This is a genomic window from Flavobacterium sp. W21_SRS_FM6 (genome assembly GCF_052119645.1).
In the GTDB taxonomy this organism is placed as follows: Bacteria; Pseudomonadota; Gammaproteobacteria; order Enterobacterales; family Alteromonadaceae; genus Paraglaciecola.
This window is the reverse complement of record NZ_JBGQOM010000002.1, coordinates 198,329-218,963: the sequence shown is the minus strand read 5'-3', so window position 1 is coordinate 218,963 and position 20,635 is coordinate 198,329. Positions and strand designations below refer to the sequence as shown.

The window sequence follows — 20,635 nt, the reverse complement described above, 5'->3', positions numbered from 1 at the left end:
ATGTGCTTGCAAATAGTAGACCAGAGGTAGAGGCTTATTTTTAAAGGCTTGCAGAGCGATGGTGCGTGGAGATTGGATGTTTGAGTGTAAACTTTACAGCAAAATTACGTAGGCTTTACACAAATTAGTACGGTGGCTGGCTAATGCAGGGCTGTAGCTAAAAAAGGGGATGGCACAGCAAATTCAGCGCCGCGTGAATCGCTAAATTTGCTGCATAGCGGTGTGTTTTATTCTTTTCGTTTATTGGCAATTTTGTTCAAACTTTGAATAACTTGGATCTCATGCTCAATGGTGTTCATTTGCACATTGGCATCGTCGGCTCTGGTTATTCCTTGGTTGGCTCTTTGTGTTGATTCTTTAGATAAAACAGACAAGTCATTGAGATCTTGGTTTAGGAATTTTGAACTGGTTTCAATTTCAACCAATAAATTGTTAATGTTATCGATAGCCTGTGAGATCCCTTTGATGGAGACCGATACGCCATCAATGGTTTCTCCGGTTTCTTTGAGGCTTGACTGGGTACGCTTCGACAAGGCCCTTACTTCGTCAGCAACCACTGCAAACCCCCGGCCCGCTTCACCTGCTCGAGCGGCTTCAATTGCCGCGTTAAGTGCCAGTAAATTAGTTTGTTCAGCGATGCCGCCAATTGATTGAATAATGTTAACAATTTTTTCTGCGCTGAGTTTGAGCTGCTCCATACCTGCTGTTAAAGAGGCACGTTGTCCCTCTTGTTGGCTGATACGAGTCATAAAGTCGACAAACTGTTTACCGATTTCTAATTGTTTACTGCCTGAAATACTTGCTTGTGATGCAACGAATCTCAGCTCTTCTGTGGATTGTTCTAATAAGGGACGAAATTTTTCACTTTGGTGTATAAGTTTGGATTGCAGTTCACCAATTTTTTGGCTACTGACCAGTTGAGTGCTCAGGTGATAACTGGAGAACGATGCCAAATGAAATGGAAAGTTGGTGACGTAGTTGTCATAAAACGTTTCATTAGGTTTGACTTTAAAAAAGGCGACGGCAGTTAACGTTTGATTTTGGTGAGTGCCGAGGAATTCTCCAAAGGTAGAAAAACCACACACGCCAACGCCTTCGAACGTTTTCACTTTATTCAGTGCATTAGGATTGTTTACCCGTCGTAAAATACAGTCGTTGGCAATGATGGTTTCGGCTTGCGACGGTTTTCCTTCCATGAATTTTTTGTAATCTCGCTGGGTTGACTCAGCAAAGTCTTTTGCTTTAACCAACAGCAGGTTTTCACCAAAGCTAAGATCACTGAAAAAATGAATGCTACCGTCTTCATTCACTTTTGAAACAGAGCGTATGTAAATACTTTTTTCAATATCAATACCGAAGGAGTAGTTGACTAATTTTTCTTCGAGTTGGCCGATGGAGCATTTGAAATGCTGACTGAGAAATTCAGCGGGCGGTTTAATTTCCATGTTGTGGTCAAGCACAGAATGCAAGGTTCGAGTCAAGGGGTCAAAATCAACCACGGTATAACTCAGGCCGGTCGGCTCGAAGTTATGGCTTTTCATTAAGCCAAAACGGTACTCTGCTGATAATTTACAAAAACACAAAACCACTTTGTTGGTTTGTAATTGGCCGTCTAAGCTTAAATCGGCCACTTTAAAATCTAATTTTCCGCCGGCGCTACCACCAACAAAAAAACAGGGGAAGCTTTTGCTTTGATACAGGGCTTGAGTAAAAAAATCTTCGCTGGCCGTTACGCCATCAAAATAAGTAAGCGCAAGTGTATCGTCACTGTGAATATCAAATGGCAAGCGTATTTGCCTAAGTTGCTGTTGGATTTTTTCAATTCGTTGTTTGACGCTAAATGTGGGATGACCCGCTTTAATATCGGCGCTATGCAAATCTACCGAATGAACTGAAACCTGAGACAACATCCCTTTTGAAAAACTTTGTAGTAAAATGGTATCCCAACGATCAGGGGTATCGTGATAAAGACTCGTTTTGCCACCTAATTCACCGGCCGTCATAATACTAATTAGGTGTTTAGCAAACGGCATCGCTTGTTTGAGACTTCGTGAGACCTGCTCAAAATTACAATGAGGCGAGACATATGCAAGAACCAAACTTGTGCCTTCGGCGAAACTAAGGCTGCTTAGTTTTTCGGGGCTTATTTCTTTACTCGAAATGATTAATGACGCGGAATTTGTGACTTTAGCATTTGATTGTTCGGTATTTTTCTTACGTTTAAAAAACATCATTTCATCCTAGCAAAGAAAATTTTAGTAGCGCTCCCCCTCAGTGTAGAGCCTATATAAAAAAAAACGCAAGCCTAAGCTTGCGTTTTTTGTTTGGCATAATAGCCGCCGCTTATTTGCTGATTTTCTTGTATTTCAAACGGTGCGGTTCAACCACGTCTTTACCGTACGTCTCTTTCAACCACGCCGCATATTCGGTGTAATTACCTTCATAGAAGTTAATTTTGCCTTCGTCGCGGTAGTCCATTATATGGGTGGCGATACGATCTAAAAACCAACGATCGTGCGAGATAACCATGGCACAGCCAGGAAATTCTAATATCGCGTTTTCCAATGCACGCAAGGTTTCAACGTCTAGGTCATTGGTAGGCTCATCCAGAAGCAATACGTTGCCACCGGCTTTTAGTAGCTTGGCTAAGTGAACACGGTTACGCTCACCACCGGATAAGTCTTTCACAAACTTTTGTTGGTCCACCCCTTTGAAGTTAAATCGGCCACAGTAAGCACGGCTATTTAACTCAAAATTACCAATGCGGATAATATCGGAATCGTCTGATATTTCTTTATAAACGGTGTTGTTACCGTCCATATGATCGCGGAACTGATCCACACTGGCGAGCTGCACAGTGCTACCCACATCGATAGTGCCTGCATCAGGTTTTTCAATGCCAGTGAGCATTCTAAATAGCGTTGATTTACCCGCACCGTTAGGACCAATAATACCCACAATAGCGCCTTTGGGCATTTTGAAATTTAAGTCATCAATTAATAGTCTGTCGCCATAAGATTTTTTAAGACCTGTGACTTCAAACACTTTTTCACCTAATCGCTCACCGGGTGGAATGAATAACTCGTTGGTTTCATTACGTTTTTGGTAATCGCCAGTGTTAAGCTCTTCAAAGCGCGCCATACGAGCCTTGCTTTTTGATTGACGACCTTTAGCATTAGAGCGTACCCACTCTAATTCGGTTTTGATTGATTTTTGACGGGCGCTTTCGGTTTTTTCTTCTTGCTGTAAACGGGCATCTTTTTGCTCTAACCAAGAAGAATAGTTACCTTCCCACGGAATACCTTGTCCACGGTCAAGTTCGAGTATCCATCCGGCTACGTTATCTAAGAAATAACGGTCGTGAGTAATGGCTACCACAGTACCTTCGTAATCGTGTAAGAAACGCTCCAACCAAGCTACGGATTCAGCATCCAAGTGGTTGGTGGGCTCGTCAAGTAGCAACATGTCGGGCTTTTCAAGTAGCAAGCGGCACAAGGCAACACGGCGGCGTTCACCACCTGATAATTTGCTAACGTCTGCATCCCAAGGGGGTAAACGCAGGGCATCGGCGGCACGTTCTAAGGCATTTTCTAAGTTATGGCCATCTTTTGATTGAATGATCGCTTCTAATTCACCTTGTTCTTTGGCAAGTGCATCAAAGTCAGCATTTTCCTCGGCATAAGCGGCGTACACTTCGTCTATGCGTTTTAGGGCATGGGCTACATCAGCGACGGCTTCTTCAATGTTGCCACGTACCGTTTTTGTTTCGTCAAGCTTGGGCTCTTGCGGTAAGTAACCAATTTTTAAACCCGCTTGAGGATTCGCCTCGCCTTCAATGTCTTTATCGATGCCCGCCATGATGCGCAGCAGGGTCGATTTACCTGAACCGTTTAAACCCAAGACACCAATTTTGGCACCGTGGAAAAAGCTCAAAGAAATATTTTTAAGAATATGTTTGCCGGGTGGGACAACTTTACCCACACGGTGCATGCTATAGACGTATTGCGCCATGTTTAAAACAACTCCGTAGATTTTTCGCCATTGTATACTCAAATCACCTCAAATGACGAGTCATTACCATATAAACAAAGGCAATTTGAGGAGCGCTAGTATAGGGCAAAATGCGTATTTAAACACGGGGCGAGCGTCGTATTTATGGCTATGCTAAACACATAAAATCATCAGGGGCGAAAGTAACGTGGAATAAAAAAGGCGACTGATTGTCGCCTTAATAGAGGAATATTTAGAAGTTATAGGTAAATCGTGCACCAAACTCGCTGGCGTCATTACTCATCACCACTAAGATGTAGTCGCCTGTATTTAAACGAGCATTGTCATAGCGTTCGTCAAAAATGTTAGCTCCATACAATGACGCTTTCCAATCACCCTCTGCAGGGGTATATGAAATATCAACGTTGACTAATTCACGGCTATCGATTTGCGTTAAACGGCCGGGGTCTGAACTTGGCTCACCGTACATTTTGTCGCGAAAAGAATAGTCTAAGCGCATATTTACGCTGGCACCGTTACTGAGTTCAAACTCGTAAGAGGGGCTAATTGAGGCCGTGTATTTAGGTGAAAGCGGCGCAACGGGCTTAATACCGTCTTGTTCTTTTACATCCACGTCGATATAGCCAACACTGGTATGCAGTTTGAAGTTGTCAGTGAAATACGCGGTGCTTTCAAATTCAATACCACGAGAGGTTTGTTCAACCACTAAGTTAGTCGTATTAAAACCGCCTTCTGAAGTCGTGCTGACTTGATAAGGTAAATCGTCAAACTCAGTGTTAAATACCGCAATACTCATGCTAAAAGATTCTGTTACGTTGCCCTTTAGACCCATTTCATAGTTTACCGCCGTGATGTTTTCAGAGGCGATAAAGCAAGCGGGATTACCAAATAAACAATAAGGACGGGCAGGGAATTGACCAGACTGATAACCGCTTTGTACGGTGCCGTAAACGTTTAGTCCGTTTTCTAAGGTGTAGTTGGCCGAAAGGTCGTAACTCACTTCATTCCAATTATCTTTAGCCAACGTGGGGCCAATACCGACATTGGCACTGGCTTCTTTTTCATCTTGGGTATACCGCAAACCTGCTGATACTCGGAGGCTATCCGTTGCATCGTAACCCACGTTGACAAATACTGCTTTGCTGGTGGTTTCTTGTCTCATATCCAATAAGTTGCCACCGGCATTGAAACTCGAATCCTCACCCTGTAAGTTGCTGCCTTCTTCGTTAAACCAATACAAACCAGAAACAAAATCCACATCACCTACGTAACCATTGAGTTGAAATTCGATAGAGGTTTGATCAGCCTCACCTTGCTCAGGGTAATGATCAAGGGCATAGATAGTGCCGTCATCATCCAGACCTGCTTTGTACTCAGAGCTTCTGCTACTGACCACAACTTTTGACGCTAGCGTATCAGACCAATTCCAATCTGCCGTAAGTGATAAGCCACTGGCCTTGTTGCTAACGGTTGTAATGTCTTTGGTGCCGGTGGCGTTGTCGTAGGGGTCTGCCGCCACGTCGGCGTTGCGTAAAGGTCCAGAAGGTAAAGGTGCGCCAAATCGAACACCGGTGTAATAGGCCCCAGTGGGGACTTCATCTATTAATGTAGTGTAGGGCCTTAAGCCACCTTCACCATCATTGGCATCAGCGGTAAACACTAAACTAAAATCGCTGCTTGGCGCGTATTTTACCGACAGGCGACCATATAAGTCTTTGGTTTCACCCACGTCATATTCAGCATCAGGTACATTGATGAATTCGCCTAATCCATCTCGCGCGTTGTAGCCTGCGTTCAGATTGAATGAGAAGTCATCATTCATGGCACGATTTACAAATACATCGGCTTTCATGCGACCGCGCGTGCCAAGTTGGGTCACTACTTTTGCCACAGGCTTGGCATCGGGTTGTTTGGTGATGATATTAATGGCACCACCGATAGAGTTACGACCGTAGAGTGTACCCTGTGGCCCACGTAACACCTCAATACGCTCGATATTGTTTAGGTTCCAGTTCTGTCCCACTTGACGTCCCAGATACACACCATCCACATAAACGCTTACGCCAGGATCGGTGGTAATCAAATGATCTTGTAAACCAATACCCCGAATAAAGGGGTTGGCTGAAGACGTGTGGCCGGCAGAAAAACCAGTGACGTTAAGATTAGGAACGAATTTACCTACGTCAGTTAGGTCGGTAATACCCTGAGCTGCCAATGCTTCGCCACTAAAGGCGCTAATAGCGATGGGGACTTCATAAATGACTTGTGCTCGCTTAGTTGCTGTAACGGTAATCGCTTCTATTGCGTTATCTGCTTCTTGATTTGGGGTTTCTTGCGCAAAAGCATTACCGTTGAGTGCCATAATTATACTGACACTGAGTAGGGTTTTGGTGGTTAAAGGTACTATGCTAGATGTGAGTTTGGTCACAGTTTACTCTCCATGTTTATTTTTATAAGTGTTCGTGTATCGAGCCTTTGCAGGCCACGTTATTTTGCGAGCCTTGAGGCTCCTGTCGTTACAATGAGAGCGGTTTTTGCTCTAAAATAGTAGCGCGAGTCGCTTTTAAAAATCCACTAATTTTAAACACTTAGGATGTAAAATTCACTAAATGTTGCGAGTGTCAGCTTTTATAAGGTGTCATCAGAACCACTAAATGGGCTGAGTGGATCAAGTCGTCTACTTTACGCGCTGCAAGCGAAGGGGGGATGGGGCAATGACATTGACAGGGTAAACAAATTTTTAGTTCAACATCAGGCTATGGCCATAAAAAAGCCCCGCAAGGTAAGACCTTGCGGGGCGAGTAATGTTGAATGCTAACGATTAAAACGACATATTGTACTGAGCACTTAGCAGAACAGCATTGCCTTCAGATTTAAACTGCCACTGACCGCCTAAATTGTCCATTTCGGTAAAGTGTTGTTTTTCACCCTTTAAATACGCAATGCCTACATCAATCGATGCGTCGTTAGCTAGCGTATAGTTTGCACCAGTACTGAGCCATAAGCGGTTTGTGTCGGGTATAGAGATAGACATGTGTTTATCAGCAGGGCTTTTGTCATAGGCGATACCCGCACGTAAGGTGACGTCTTTGTTTAGGCGATAGTCAGCACCAAGGGCATAACGCATGGCGTTTTTAAAGCCTTCTTCTTTGGCAAAAACTTGCGTACCGTTTGAATAAGCCTCAAGCGATTCAAAGCTGCTCCACTGCGTCCATAACACACTGTAGTGAAGCGCTAATTCTTCATTTAGTTGGTGTGAACCTGAGAATTCAGCGCTTGCTGGTAGTTCAATATCAACTGTACCTGGAATACTGCTTCCAGCTAAACCACCGATGACGCTGGGCAATTCATTTGAATAGTTCCCCTCGAAGGTGATATCGGTTGCTGCGCGGTAGTGCAATCCTAAGCGATGGCCAGGAGCAAGCTCATAGGCAAAGCCAATGTTCCAGCCATAACCATAATCATCACCTTCTAGATTTACCGCTTCGTCACTGGTTGATACACCTAAGGTCGAACCATAAGCCGATTGCAAATAAGCAGGCAACCCGGCTCCGGCATGACGAGTAATCTGAGCATCAGCATATACGTAGCTCACACCAGCGGCGACAGTGAATTGTTCAGTAACTTTATAAGAAAGTGCTGCATTTAAATTTACCGTGGTAATTTCTGTTTTACCGGCGAGCTGGCCAGCCGCGTAGTCATTTTCAAATTCAGTGGCCAAACCAAAATTAGAAAACAAACCCAAGCCAAAGGCGAATTGGTTATCAATGGGCATCACAAAATAAGCCGCAGGCACAAGTGCAGAAGGGGCAATGCTGTCATCGTTCATGGCGCTTGGCGTTGAATAAGCGGGGGCGCTTTCGCCTGTTAAGCTGACATCTGGAATAACGTAAGTGGCGGCAATAGAAACTTGCTTTGTGCTAAATTGCGACATCAAAGCAGGATTGCGAGCGATGACTGACGCATTTTCAGCAATGGCTGCTTCACCTGCAAATGCGCGACCAAGTCCAGAGGCACTGTGTTCTGCTAATTGGAATGCGGCAGAATATGACTGCGTAGCAAAGGCCGATAAAGCCACTGCGATTAAAGAATAACGAAACATTAACTCACTCTCTTACTGATTTTAGTTGAATATGGGGATGAAAAAATAGCGCGGCATCCTACCGAAAATTAAAATTATTAGTAGTGTTTTTATGCTGTTTTTACGCTAATTTTAGGTAACAAAGCATGTTTTATGCGATTTTCCTAAGCAAGGTCGACAAGCGAGCAATGAATTTTTACTGATGTGTCAGTAGGCGTGTTCAGCATTACGCATATTTTTCATAAATTGATTGAGGAGTAATTAATGGAGCAAGGTTTATTAGAAAAAACCGGAAAAACGCTGCAGCAATGGAAAACCATATTAGCTGCTCAGCCTGTTAGCAAACACGGTGAGATAATGGCTTTTTTAAAAGGTGAGTGCGGTTTAACTCACGGCTATGCAAATTTTATTGCCCTTAAATTTAGAGGTGCCGATGCCGCCAGTACGAATGCTGATGAATTAATTGCTCAGCAATACCAAGGCAAAGAAACGTTGATGCCTATTTATCAAAAATTGCATCAATACATCAGTCAACTTGCCGATGATGTTGATGTTTCAGCTAAAAAGTCGGCGGTGTCTTTTAGGCGCAAACGCCAGTTCGCGCTTGTTCAGCCAAGCACCAAAACACGGATCGATTTAGGGCTTAAATTTAATGATAGAGCGATATCTGGGCGCTTAGAAGGTTCAGGTCCGTTTGGTACAATGTGCAGCCACCGAGTTCAGCTCACCGACATCACGCAAGTTGACTCAGAGTTATTTGCCCTAATTAAAGCGGCCTATGTTGAAGCCGGATAAGGTCTCCCTTGGTATTTATCACCCCACAAAAATGCATGTCGATAGTGTGAGTTTGAGCTAATCAACTTGGTTTTAATTTTCTTGCCGCTACAATGCCTGCCTAAATTATGATGAGCTGGTTGGAGATTTGAATGAAGTTGGTTTCGTGGAACGTAAATGGTATTAGAGCCGCAATGAACAAGGAGTTTGCTGAGTCTTTTGCCAACATGAATTGCGATGTGTTGTGTTTACAGGAAACAAAAGCGCAAGACGAGCAGGTACAAGTGGCACTTGCCGAAATCGATGGGTATCAAATATTCACTAATTCTGCGGTAAAAAAAGGTTACTCTGGCACCAGTATTATTACCCGCGTGGCACCTTTGAGTGTCACTCTGGATATGGGCATTGAAGAGCACGACCAAGAGGGCCGAGTTCTGTGTGCCGAGTTCAGTGATTTTTACTTGGTCACGGTGTACACCCCTAATTCAGGCAGTGAGTTAAAACGTTTGGCATATCGCCAACAATGGGACGCAGATTTTTTAAGCTATTTGCAAGCGCTAGAGAGTCAAAAGCCGGTGGTAGTATGCGGTGATTTAAACGTAGCGCATAAAGCCATTGATTTAGCGCGGCCCAAAGCCAATTACAATAAAAGTGCGGGATTTACTCAACAAGAAATCGATGGGTTAGATAATCTGGTGAAGGCTGGATTTATCGATAGCTTCCGCCACGTCTACCCTGAGCAACAAAAATTCAGTTGGTGGAGTTACCGTGCGGGTGCCCGCGAGAAAAACGTTGGGTGGCGCATAGACTACTTTCTTACCTCATCCAGTTTGGCCAATAAAATTCAAGATGCAGAAATCTATAACGATGTTTTTGGATCGGATCATTGTCCGGTTGTTTTGCATCTAGCAGATTAAATTTAGCCAAATAGTGGGGATGCATCTTGGTAAGGGCTAGCGTAGTATTTAGGTTTAGTCCCCGATAAGAGCGCCCTATAATGATAAAAAAAGCCGCCTTGGCAATGCTTTACTGTTGCTTTACTTGCTGTATTGCGCACGCACAATCCAGTGTAGAAAAACAATTAGTTGAGTCGGTAAACCAGCAGCTTAGTCAATCGCAAGCGCTATTAATCGAAGCGGTTAATATTAATAGCGGTACGCAAAATTTTGCCGGGGTTAAACAGGTTGGTATGCTGTTTAAACAGCAATATGATGCCCTAGGCTTTACCACTGAATGGCTTGACGGTAGCGAGTTTGAGCGCGCCGGACACTTAGTGGCTACCTACGAATCGGCGACGCATCCATCAGCAGCCAAAATAATGTTAATAGGGCATTTGGATACGGTCTTTGCCAAGGACGATAGCTTTCAGCACGCCACCATTATCAATCAAAATACGATTGCTGGCCCCGGTATTACCGACATGAAAGGAGGCAATGTCATTATGTTGGCTGCGTTACAAGTTTTGCATCAACATGGCTTGCTGTCAGCGATGAATATTAAAGTGGTCTTAACCGGTGATGAAGAAGCCAGTGGCCGTCCTTTGGCTCAATCTAAACAGGCATTAATTGACGCGGGAATATGGGCTGATATTGCGCTGGGGTTTGAAGATGCAGACGGTGATATTAATACTGCTGTTACCGCAAGAAGAGGTTCGGTCGCTTGGACCTTAACAACAACAGGCCAAGCAGCACACTCGTCACAAATTTTTACCGAAAAGGTTGGTTTTGGTGCCAATTTTGAATTAGCTAGAATTCTGAATGCTTTTCGTGAACAGTTGTCAGACATTCCCTTACTGAGTTTTAATCCTGGCGTGATGGCAGGGGGAACACGCCTTAAAGAAACGGCTGCCTCTACATTTGAAAGCTTTGGCAAAAGTAATGTGGTTGCCCAAACTGCTATGGTCAAAGGGGGATTGCGCGCCGTTTCTCCAAACCAATTAACTGAAACAAAAGAAAAAATGCAAGCCATTGTGGCACAGCATTTACCCCAAACTGATGCCAGCTTGGTATTCGATGATGGTTATCCTCCGATGCAGCAAACCCAAGGCAATGTGGATTTGTTAGGGATGTACAGTCAGGTAAGCACTGATCTTGGTTTTGCGAAAGTGAATGCGGTTAATCCGCGTAATGCTGGCGCTGCCGATATTTCTTTTGTGTCTGATCATGTCACCATGGCCATTGATGGTTTGGGTTTGATGGGCACCGGTGGTCACACAAAAGATGAAACGGCCGATATGACAAGCTTTGCACAGAATATTCAAAAGACCACTGTGCTGTTATATCGTTTAAGTACACAACAACAATAACTAAGGCACCTCAATGACACGTATTAAATGGGGCATCATTGGCCCCGGTAGTATCGCTACTACCTTTGCTACTGCACTTGAGCAATCGAAACAAGGACAGCTCTATGGCATTGCTAGCCGCTCAGCTGAGCGCGCAACCGCCTTTTCTCAACGTTTTGCGGTTTCTAAAATTTACCATCAATACAGTGACTTAATTAATGATCCTGAGGTCGATATACTCTATATCGCCACGCCTCATAGTCATCACTATCAGATTGCCAAAGCCTGTCTTGAAGCCGGTAAACATATACTGTTAGAAAAACCGCTAACGATAAATGCAAGCCAAACTCAGGTTTTAATTGAGTTGTCACAGTCCAAAGGCCTCGTATTTCAAGAGGCCTTGTGGAGCCGTTTTATGCCTTGTTTTGCCAAAGTAAAAGACTGGCTGAAAGCAGATAAAATTGGGGCCTTACAATATATTCAATCCGATATCGGTTTTGCCTTTGCTGACAAACCCCAACATCGATTAAATGACCCGCTATTAGCTGGTGGTGCTCTGTTAGATCTTGGCGTCTATAGCATCAGTATTAGTCAGTTTTTATTAGAACAAACCCCTATTCAAGTGCAAGCCACCAGTCAACTTGCGGCCAACGGGATCGATAAAACCACCCAAGTTAATATGCGGTTTGCTCAAGGTCAGTTGTCACAATTTAGCTGCTCAATTACGGCAAAATGCACTAACACCATGACCCTTGTGGGAGAGCAAGGCCGAATTCATTTACCTGAGCACTTTTGGGTAGGACAAGAAGCGCAATTATTTCAAGACGGCGAATTAGTTGAATGTGCGCGCTTCACTCACCCTGTTAACGGCTTTGAATATCAGATTGAAGCGGCCATGCAGTGCATCTTTCAGGGTAAGGTATGCAGTGACTTGATGCCTCACGCCGACAGTTTAGATGTTATGCGCGTGATGGATGAAGTACGTAAACAAATTAATTTACGCTACCACGATGATATTGAAAATGTATAAAAAAAGGCGCTAATAAGCCTATTTAGTCAGCGAATTTCCTCTTAATAACAAACGCTTAATTGATTATGCCGGTTGTGGCCTAACTATTGAATAAGAGCCTAATTATTCAATAGTTAGCGCTATTTCTGCGTAATCTGCACTCCTAAAGTGCGGATATCTGCTGTTTTACCAAAGCTTGGTTTGTTCTGGTGCATGCCATCTCCCGCTTGGTTTTTGAGAGGTTATATGGAACAAAATTTATGGCTTTTGCTGTCGACTATGCTGGTTTTCTTAATGCAAGCGGGCTTTTTGTGCTTAGAAACAGGGCGCACTCGCAGTAAAAATAGTATCAATGTTGCTGCAAAAAACATCGCCGATTTCTTAGTCTCTGCCGCCGTTTTTTGGGCCGTAGGCTTTGGTCTTATGTTTGGTGATAGCGTGCTGGGGCTAGTTGGTAGTAGTGAGCTATTTTTTGGTGACACACAAAATGTCAGGCAAATTTGTTTTTTCTTATTTCAAATGATGTTTTGCGGCACGGCAGCTACTCTTGCCTCAGGGGCTGTTGCTGAACGAATGACCTTCAATGGTTATCTTGGTATTACTCTCATTTTAAGTTTAGTTATTTATCCTGTGACCGGCCACTGGGCCTGGGCATCTGCCTATATGGGGCAACCAGGCTGGTTGCAAACTATTGGTTTTATCGATTTTGCCGGTTCTACAGTCGTGCATTCGGTTGGGGGCTGGGTGGCGTTAGCGGCGATTATTGTGATTGGCCCAAGAGTAGGTCGCTTTCAAAGGGGGTTGCGGTTGCCACAAGGGAGCAATCTACCGATGTCTGCGTTGGGCACTCTGCTTATTTGGCTCGGATGGTTTGGTTTTAATGGTGGAAGTACCTTAGATCTGAACGAGCAAGTGCCCATTATATTATTGAATACCACGGTATCTGCCCTTTTTGGAGGCTTAATTGCAGGATTATTTTATTATGTAAAACACCGCTATTTCGATGTGGCTGAGATGCTAAACGGCATAATTGGTGGGCTCGTTGGTATTACGGCATCGTGCCACGCAGTGAGCCCTGCTGAGGCCGCGCTAATCGGCATGATTTCAGGCATTATCGTGATATATGGCTCTGAGATGATGGTGCGTTTGGGATTAGATGATGCCTTAGGTGTGGTTCCTGCTCATTTAATGACGGGAGTATGGGGAACGTTAGCCGTGGCATTTTTCGGTGCGCCAAGTATGTTGGGCACTGACCTAAGCGTATGGCAGCAAATTGGGGCACAATTACTGGGCATCGGAGTTATTGGTTTTTATAGTTTTGTTATCAGTTACTTGTTGATGCGGCTACTCAATTATTATGTGCCCCTGCGCGTTTCTAATGAAGACGAAGAGCGAGGGTTAAATGTCAGTGAACATAATGCTAATACTGAACTCATTGATTTGCTCAGTTCCATGCATCAACAGGAAAAAGAGGGCAACTTTACAACGCCCGTACCGGAAGAGCCGTTTACTGAAGTCGGGCAAATCGCCCGCCGCTACAATCAAGTAATCAACCGCGTTAAACTTGAAATTGGTGAACGAGATAGTGCAATTAATCAATTTCAATCGAGTGAAAAACGCAAAAGTGCCATTCTTGATTCATCAATGGACTGCATTGTGTCTATTGATCATCAAGGGCATATTCTTGAATTTAACCCTGCGGCTGAACGCACTTTTGGCTGTTTAAAACATCATGTGCAAGGACGTAATTTTTTTATTATGTTCTTGCTTGAGAAAGATCAACAGCAAGCCTTAGATAGCCTTGAGCAAATGTTTACCTTATCTCAAGGTTTGCTGTTAAATCGGCGGAATACAATGCAGTTGCAACGTTCTTCAGAGCATAGTTTTCCTGCTGAAATCACCATAACAACTACCCCCCTTAATAATGGGTTGATAACGGAATATACCCTGCACATTAGGGATATTACACGGCAAACAAAATTGCAGTCTCGGCTGAAGTTTTTAGCTTATCGTGACCCGTTAACCAGTTTGTACAACCGCACTTTTTTGATGGAAAAATTAAACGAGGCCCTGAACACAGCCCAGCTCAATGGATTATCCGTTGCCTTACTTTTTTTAGATTTAGATAAGTTTAAAAAGATTAACGATACCATGGGCCACAAGGCGGGAGATGAATTGTTGTGCGAGGTGGCGCGGCGCCTCAATCTTGTTTGTCGTGAGGCAGATATTATCGCCAGATGGGGCGGTGATGAATTTGTGGTGCTGATGAGTGGTACGATTGATCAAGCACTCGTTAATGCCAGAGCCGCTAGTATTTTAGAGGTACTTCGCGAGAGTGTTAGCGTGCAAAATAAGTCCTTTAATATTCCTACTAGTATTGGCGTTACCTTGGCGGTCGGGACCGAAATTACCGCAGATAAAATGATTCAACATGCTGATATCGCCATGTATCACGCCAAGCAAAAAGGGCGCGACAATTATCAAGTATTCGAGCCTGAAATGGCGCAATTGGCCAGCAAGCAGTTTAATTATGAACGTGAAATGCGTGAAAATTTAGATTCTGAGCAATTCTACTTGGTGTACCAACCGAAAATTTATCACACAAAAGATAACGTTGTGGGCTTTGAAGCGCTGATTCGCTGGGCGCATCCTGAGGAAGGCTTTATTCCTCCCAACGAATTTATTTCAATTGCAGAAGATTCGAATTTAATTATTCAACTAGGTGAGAAAGTTATCCGTGAAACGCTCAGGCAGTTATCGCAGTGGCGCGCCCAAGGCCTAAATATCGTGCCAATATCAGTCAACTTATCGGGTAAGCATCTGATTTCTGAGGTGCTTGTGCCCTTTATTCGCGAGCAGCTTGAACATTTCGATATCGCTGGGCACTACCTTGAAATAGAAATAACCGAAGGCGTATTAGTGCATGATATTGAACGATGTATCCAGGTTATGGCAGAGATTAAATCGTTGGATATTCGGATTTCCGTTGATGATTTTGGCACAGGCTACTCATCACTCAGCTATTTAAAACGCTTGCCTTTAGATGTCCTTAAAATAGATCAAACTTTTGTGCAGGAATGTGACGTCACCGAGGAAGACAGAAAAATTTGTGCCACGATTATTAGTCTGGCCACTAGTTTAGATCTAAATATTGTAGCGGAAGGTGTGGAAACACAAGGCCAACTTGAGCAGCTTAAAAGCATGAATTGTGACGTATTTCAGGGCTATTTATTTTATAAACCCTTGTTTGTTGAAAAAGCCGCGGCATTATTGATTTCATCTGATGCAGCTATTGAAGTCATCGACTAGGGTTTCTTGCGTAGAACCAGCGTGCAAAAGAAGCATTCAAATATGAAACAAGGGATGCTTTTTCTGCGTGTGTCACCATTGCTTGGGTGTAAAGTCGGGCTATTCATCCTCTACCGATAGTCTTTTATGTCAATTAGCACATTATCTAGAGCAACTCTCAAACCGTTGCTTGTGACCACCATGGCTTTTTTATGCGCTCAGGTTTTAGCGCAAAATCCATTAGATTTTGGCAGTAGTATTAAAACCGCTGATCCCTCTGGCCACGTATGGCAAGACGGCAGAATGTATCTGTACACCTCTCACGATCAAGAATGCCAAGCAGATTTCTGGATGAAAGATTGGTACGCGTTTTCGTCCACTGATTTGGTTAATTGGACTGATCACGGCCCTATACTAACAGTGGATGATCTTAGCTGGGCTGACAACTATGCTTGGGCACCCGATGCGGCCTACAAAAATGGCAAATATTATTTAATTTTTCCTGCAGGGACAGGCCACAAAGATCGCGTAAATCCTGAACGCAGTACTAAGTGGATGGGGATAGGCATCGCGGTCAGTGATTCACCTACTGGGCCTTTCAAAGATGCCATTGGTGCACCGCTATGGACAGAGCCTTATGCCAATGATCCTAGTTTATTTATTGATGATGATGGCCAAGCCTATTTGTATTTTCACGGTAAGAATGCCGATTATCAGGTGGCTAAGATGGCCGATGATATGCGCAGTGTTGAAGGTGAGTTAATGAAAATGGACATGGGTGGCTACGAGCCTAAAATGGAAGGGCCTTGGGTATTTAAGCGTCAAGGACTCTACTATTTTACGATGCCTGAGAATAACCGAGAGCTTGCCTATTATACGGCTACGTCACCCACAGGCCCATGGCAGTACAAAGGGGTATTCATGCAAAGTGAGGGGGGTAACAATCATCACTCTATCGTTGAATACCAAGGTCAATGGGTTTTGTTTTACCATCGATGGTTAAGCCGCAATACCCAATGTGCAAACAGGCAGAAACAGCGTCACAGCGCGGCAGAGTATTTATACTTTAATGAAGATGGCACGATCCAAGAAGTTAAGCGTACGGAGGAAGGTGTTGGAGATTTTATGAATAAAGTGCTTAACGATTAAACCAAAGGCTCGGTTTTCGAGTAATTATTATTGGTGAAGTTAGCTGTTTACGCGCTTAGATAGAAGCGCCAACAATGCGTTACAACATTTGGTTATGGTTCATGGCGCTTTGCAACTATACAAAGCCATGAAAATGACTAGAATATGCGCTTCTTTTTTCGCCCCGTCTTTTTTGCCAAAATGAGTTAGAGGATAGCCGATGCTGACACGTAACATGAATATTGCTGATTTCGATCCTGAATTATATCAAGCGATTCAAAACGAAAACCAACGCCAAGAGCATCATATTGAGTTGATTGCTTCAGAAAACTACTGTAGCCCACGTGTACTTGAAGCCCAAGGCTCTCAGTTAACCAATAAGTACGCTGAAGGTTATCCTCATAAACGTTATTATGGCGGTTGTGAGTATGTTGATATCGCTGAAGACTTAGCCATCGAACGTGCAAAATTATTGTTTGGGGCTGACTATGCAAACGTTCAACCTCACTCTGGCTCACAGGCCAACTCTGCGATTTTTATGGCTCTATTAAATGCAGGGGATACGGTTTTAGGGATGAGCTTAGCCCACGGCGGCCATTTAACTCATGGTGCTTCGGTAAGTTTTTCAGGTAAAACCTACAACGCAGTACAGTATGGATTACACCCTGTAACGGGCGAAATCGATATGGCTCAAGTTGAGGCTTTAGCCCTTGAACACAAACCTAAGATGATTATTGCCGGTTTCTCGGCTTATTCGGGCATTATCAATTGGCAAGACTTCCGCGTAATAGCAGACAAAGTAGGCGCCTATTTATTTGTTGATATGGCTCACGTTGCAGGTTTAGTAGCGGCTGGTTTATATCCTAACCCACTACCTCACGCCCACGTTGTTGCTACCACAACCCATAAAACCCTTGCGGGTCCCCGTGGTGGTTTGATTTTGTCTTCTTGTGGTGACGAAACCATCTATAAAAAATTAAATAGCTCAGTATTCCCAGGTAACCAAGGTGGTCCTTTATGTCATGTTATCGCGGCGAAAGCGGTCGCTTTTAAAGAAGCCTTAGAGCCAGAGTTTAAAGTGTATCAACAACAAGTGTTGCTTAACGCCAAAGCAATGGTGGCGGTAATGCAGGAACGCGGTTACAAAGTGGTATCTGATGGTACTGACAACCATTTGTTTTTATTAGATTTAATCGATAAAGACATTACTGGTAAAGACGCTGATGCGGCCTTAGGTCGTGCACACATCACCGTTAACAAGAACTCCGTACCTAATGATCCTCGTTCTCCTTTTGTCACCAGTGGTTTACGTATAGGCTCGCCAGCTATTACTCGTCGTGGTTTTAAAGAAGAACAAGCCAAACAAGTGGCAAACTGGATTGCTGACGTGCTTGACAACCTAGGTGATGATTCGGTTGTTGAACGTGTTAAAGCCGAAGTGGTTACCTTATGTGAAGCATTCCCGGTATACGGCTAAGCATTAGGTAGTCAATGTGCTGATAGTATAAAGCCCCGTTGCCGGGGCTTTTTTGTAGCGCTATCACTCAGCCCTGCAAAGGACGAGTGACGTGCCAGTGATTAATAAAAATTAATCTTACCTTCAATACCAAAAATGCGCGGAGAGTTAACAATACCGGTTAGGTTGTTGAAATCAATTGCACCTTTCACGTTATGCTCGTTGGTAATATTACGACCAAAAAGAGCAACACTGTAGTTGTTGGTAAAGTTTTCGTAGCCGATACGTAAGCCGCCTTCTACATTACCATTTGTTTTAAATTCAACGGAATCATATAAGAACAGACTGGTTTCACCTTGGTATGCCCAATCGGTATAAACGTAAACCTCACCGTCGTCACCCATAGGCATAGCGTAACGGGCTGTGACGTTAACAATCATTTCTGGTGCTTGCGGGAAGGGATTGCCATCAATCGAGGCTTTAAACCCGTCAGGACGTGGATCAAGCACAGTACAATTACCGGTAGAGTTAAATGCCGGGTTCGCACCGCAAGGTAGTACCGTTAATGTATCATCTTGAATTTCAGTGTGGTTGTAACTGTAACCCGCTGTTAATACTAGGTTGTCACTGACTACATATTGAGAGTCAATTTCAAAACCGTAGCCGGTACCCTTGTTAGCGTTAATCAAAGCGGTATTGTTGCCGTCACCACCAATGGCTGAAAACTGCACATCATCAATCACATAATAAAAAGTAGCGACGTTTAAGCGCAGTGAATTGTCTAACAAGTCTGATTTAAAACCCACTTCGATTGAGTTAATGGTTTCAGGTGCAGCCACTGAAGGTGCGCCCTCAAAAGCCACGTCACGGCCCTGAATTGTTTGTGCTCTAAAACCATTAGCTACACGGGCAAATACCGACGTTTTATCATCTACGCGATAGTTTGCGCTGAGCTCCCAATTGATTTGGTCGTCATCAACATTGATGTCAGCGTAGTCTTGAATGCTGGCATCGCCGGTGACCAAAGCAAAGCCGTTAACGTTTTGCTGGCCCACACGCAATGATTTTTCATCATAGGTATAACGAAGGCCACCGGTGAGATTTAATTTTTCATTTACGGCGTAAGAAAGTTGTGAAAATACTGCCCATGTAGTGTTTTCATGAAACACGGTGGTAGCGCCATAGTAGCCGTCGATACTGGTGACATTGAAGGATGAGTCGTAGTAAAACGCGCCTGCTTGCCAGCTCAATGCATCATCAGTATCGCTGGCAAAACGTATTTCTTGGGTGAACTGCTCTAAGTCATCTAAGTTATCTTGGGTGACCGCACCAAAGGCGATAAAGCCAGGATAAGTGAGTTCTTCAGTGCCATCACCATTGATATCAGCAGGCGCAAATAACGACACGCCACCATCGATGTCTCCAAGACTCAAGCCTTCTGCTTCTTCATAGGCGGTGATAGAAGTCAACGTCATGTTTTCAAGGCCAAATTCTAGCTTAAGCGATGCGCCATAATTTTCGTATTTTTGTGGATTATTGTCTGGGCCATTACCGTCGATATCCGCATCATAATACACCACGTCTCTAACGTAGTTTTCGTTTAAGTCGTTACTGCCTTTCGTGAAAACGTTGGCACGAAATACGGATGCTGTACCATCGAGTTCACGACCATGAACATTCAACAAAGCAGAAAAATCGCTAGAAGGTGAGAACAACAACTGTGCCCGCCACGCTTTTTCGTCAAAGCCACCAAAGGCGTCTTTTTCACCGGTGTAAGCGTTGTTAATCCAATCATCACGGTTTTGCGACAATACCGATACTCGGCCAGATAGGTTATCGGCAAAACCGCCGCCTACCGCCCCTTCAAAATTAACCGTACCTAGATTGCCTAAGCCCATTTTTGCATATGCATCAAAATCTTCAGTGGGTTTGACAGAGTCAAATTTAATAATACCAGCGGTGGTGTTACGTCCAAAAAGTGTGCCCTGTGGGCCACGGATCACTTCAACTTGTTCAACATCAAACAGCGGGAAACTTTTTAAAATGACGTTTTCTTTTACTACATCGTCCATCACAATCGAAACCGGTTGTGATGCCGCAAGATCGAAATCGGTGTTACCCAAACCACGAATATAAAAACGCGGGGCGACGCGGCCATTCGATGTTTCAGCATACAAACCAGGAACGCGTACCGCTAAGGCTAAGATATCGTCACCGCCGGAGAACATGCTCTCAAACTTTTCACCGTTTAGTGTGGCAATTGAAATGGGCACCTCTTGAATGCTTTGAGTGCGTTTTTGTGCGGTAACCGTAATTTGCTCAAGGGCATTATCATTAATTTTTTTGCTTGTTTCTTGCGCTTGAGCAGCGTGACCAAAAAGGGCGGCTTGCACACAAATGGCGGCTAATGCTTTGTTAACGTGTTTCATTTTAGAATACCAATAGTTGAGGAGTGTGATAAATACTGCGTTAAAAACTAAAATATTTGGGGCGCGGATAATACTCGAAGGCACTGCTATTGTAATCTTTTGGCACTATTTATAATTTTTATACATGTCGTTATTTGGCAAATTATTCTTCCAATAGACCCTGCGCTATCACACT

11 protein-coding genes and 2 pseudogenes are annotated in these 20,635 nt (G+C 43.9%); 7 read left to right on the top strand and 6 right to left on the bottom strand.

Annotated elements, in window-relative coordinates:
- Positions 1–227: 227 nt before the first annotated feature.
- The 5 genes and pseudogenes from ACEN2L_RS04165 to ACEN2L_RS04145 all read right to left on the bottom strand — a co-directional run.
- Positions 228–659, bottom strand: a pseudogene (locus tag ACEN2L_RS04165) (methyl-accepting chemotaxis protein); the annotation flags it as partial.
- Between the two features lie 408 nt (positions 660–1,067).
- Positions 1,068–2,231 (bottom strand): annotated as a pseudogene (locus tag ACEN2L_RS04160) (FIST signal transduction protein); the annotation flags it as partial.
- Between the two features lie 112 nt (positions 2,232–2,343).
- Positions 2,344–4,011, bottom strand: a complete 1,668-nt coding sequence (gene ettA / locus ACEN2L_RS04155; RefSeq protein ID WP_306021226.1) for an energy-dependent translational throttle protein EttA — start codon at positions 4,009–4,011, stop codon at positions 2,344–2,346.
- Between the two features lie 232 nt (positions 4,012–4,243).
- A complete protein-coding gene (locus ACEN2L_RS04150; RefSeq protein ID WP_441741932.1) occupies positions 4,244–6,439 on the bottom strand; it encodes a TonB-dependent receptor in 2,196 nt (731 codons plus the stop codon).
- Positions 6,440–6,832: 393 nt separating this feature from the next.
- A complete protein-coding gene (locus ACEN2L_RS04145) occupies positions 6,833–8,113 on the bottom strand; it encodes an outer membrane protein transport protein (RefSeq protein WP_441741930.1) in 1,281 nt (426 codons plus the stop codon).
- Positions 8,114–8,356: 243 nt separating this feature from the next.
- Between ACEN2L_RS04145 and ACEN2L_RS04140 the strand changes: the two genes are divergently transcribed.
- The 7 genes from ACEN2L_RS04140 to glyA all read left to right on the top strand — a co-directional run bounded on the left by ACEN2L_RS04140 (position 8,357) and on the right by glyA (position 18,052).
- Positions 8,357–8,887: a DUF5655 domain-containing protein gene (locus ACEN2L_RS04140; protein WP_306021228.1), complete on the top strand. Its 531-nt coding sequence runs from the start codon at positions 8,357–8,359 to the stop codon at positions 8,885–8,887.
- Between the two features lie 131 nt (positions 8,888–9,018).
- Complete coding sequence (locus ACEN2L_RS04135; RefSeq protein WP_441741928.1) at positions 9,019–9,783, top strand: exodeoxyribonuclease III; 765 nt, start codon at positions 9,019–9,021, stop codon at positions 9,781–9,783.
- An 80-nt stretch (positions 9,784–9,863) separates the two neighbouring features.
- Positions 9,864–11,171, top strand: coding sequence for a M20/M25/M40 family metallo-hydrolase (locus tag ACEN2L_RS04130; RefSeq protein ID WP_441741926.1), 1,308 nt, complete (start codon positions 9,864–9,866; stop codon positions 11,169–11,171).
- A gap of 13 nt (positions 11,172–11,184) precedes the next feature.
- The gene (locus tag ACEN2L_RS04125) at positions 11,185–12,180 is read left to right on the top strand and encodes a Gfo/Idh/MocA family protein (RefSeq protein ID WP_441741924.1); all 996 of its coding nucleotides are present in this window, start codon (positions 11,185–11,187) and stop codon (positions 12,178–12,180) included.
- Positions 12,181–12,405: 225 nt separating this feature from the next.
- The gene (gene amt / locus ACEN2L_RS04120; protein WP_441741922.1) at positions 12,406–15,468 is read left to right on the top strand and encodes an ammonium transporter; all 3,063 of its coding nucleotides are present in this window, start codon (positions 12,406–12,408) and stop codon (positions 15,466–15,468) included.
- Positions 15,469–15,594: 126 nt separating this feature from the next.
- Complete coding sequence (locus ACEN2L_RS04115; RefSeq protein WP_441741920.1) at positions 15,595–16,596, top strand: family 43 glycosylhydrolase; 1,002 nt, start codon at positions 15,595–15,597, stop codon at positions 16,594–16,596.
- A 199-nt stretch (positions 16,597–16,795) separates the two neighbouring features.
- Complete coding sequence (glyA, locus tag ACEN2L_RS04110) at positions 16,796–18,052, top strand: serine hydroxymethyltransferase (protein WP_306021234.1); 1,257 nt, start codon at positions 16,796–16,798, stop codon at positions 18,050–18,052.
- 101 nt (positions 18,053–18,153) lie between these two features.
- Here the strand turns inward: glyA and ACEN2L_RS04105 are convergent, their stop codons facing one another.
- On the bottom strand, positions 18,154–20,460 hold the full coding sequence (locus tag ACEN2L_RS04105; RefSeq protein ID WP_441741917.1) for a TonB-dependent receptor: 2,307 nt from the start codon (positions 20,458–20,460) through the stop codon (positions 18,154–18,156).
- Positions 20,461–20,635 lie beyond the last annotated feature (175 nt).

Coding starts and splice junctions, on each gene's coding strand:
- ACEN2L_RS04140 (WP_306021228.1), top strand. CDS start 8,357: ATGGAGCAAGGTTTATTAGAAAAAACCGGAAAAACGCTGCAGCAATGG.
- amt (WP_441741922.1), top strand. CDS start 12,406: ATGGAACAAAATTTATGGCTTTTGCTGTCGACTATGCTGGTTTTCTTA.
- ACEN2L_RS04135 (WP_441741928.1), top strand. CDS start 9,019: ATGAAGTTGGTTTCGTGGAACGTAAATGGTATTAGAGCCGCAATGAAC.
- ACEN2L_RS04130 (WP_441741926.1), top strand. CDS start 9,864: ATGATAAAAAAAGCCGCCTTGGCAATGCTTTACTGTTGCTTTACTTGC.
- ACEN2L_RS04105 (WP_441741917.1), bottom strand. CDS start 20,460: ATGAAACACGTTAACAAAGCATTAGCCGCCATTTGTGTGCAAGCCGCC.
- ACEN2L_RS04115 (WP_441741920.1), top strand. CDS start 15,595: ATGTCAATTAGCACATTATCTAGAGCAACTCTCAAACCGTTGCTTGTG.
- ACEN2L_RS04125 (WP_441741924.1), top strand. CDS start 11,185: ATGACACGTATTAAATGGGGCATCATTGGCCCCGGTAGTATCGCTACT.
- glyA (WP_306021234.1), top strand. CDS start 16,796: ATGCTGACACGTAACATGAATATTGCTGATTTCGATCCTGAATTATAT.
- ettA (WP_306021226.1), bottom strand. CDS start 4,011: ATGGCGCAATACGTCTATAGCATGCACCGTGTGGGTAAAGTTGTCCCA.
- ACEN2L_RS04145 (WP_441741930.1), bottom strand. CDS start 8,113: ATGTTTCGTTATTCTTTAATCGCAGTGGCTTTATCGGCCTTTGCTACG.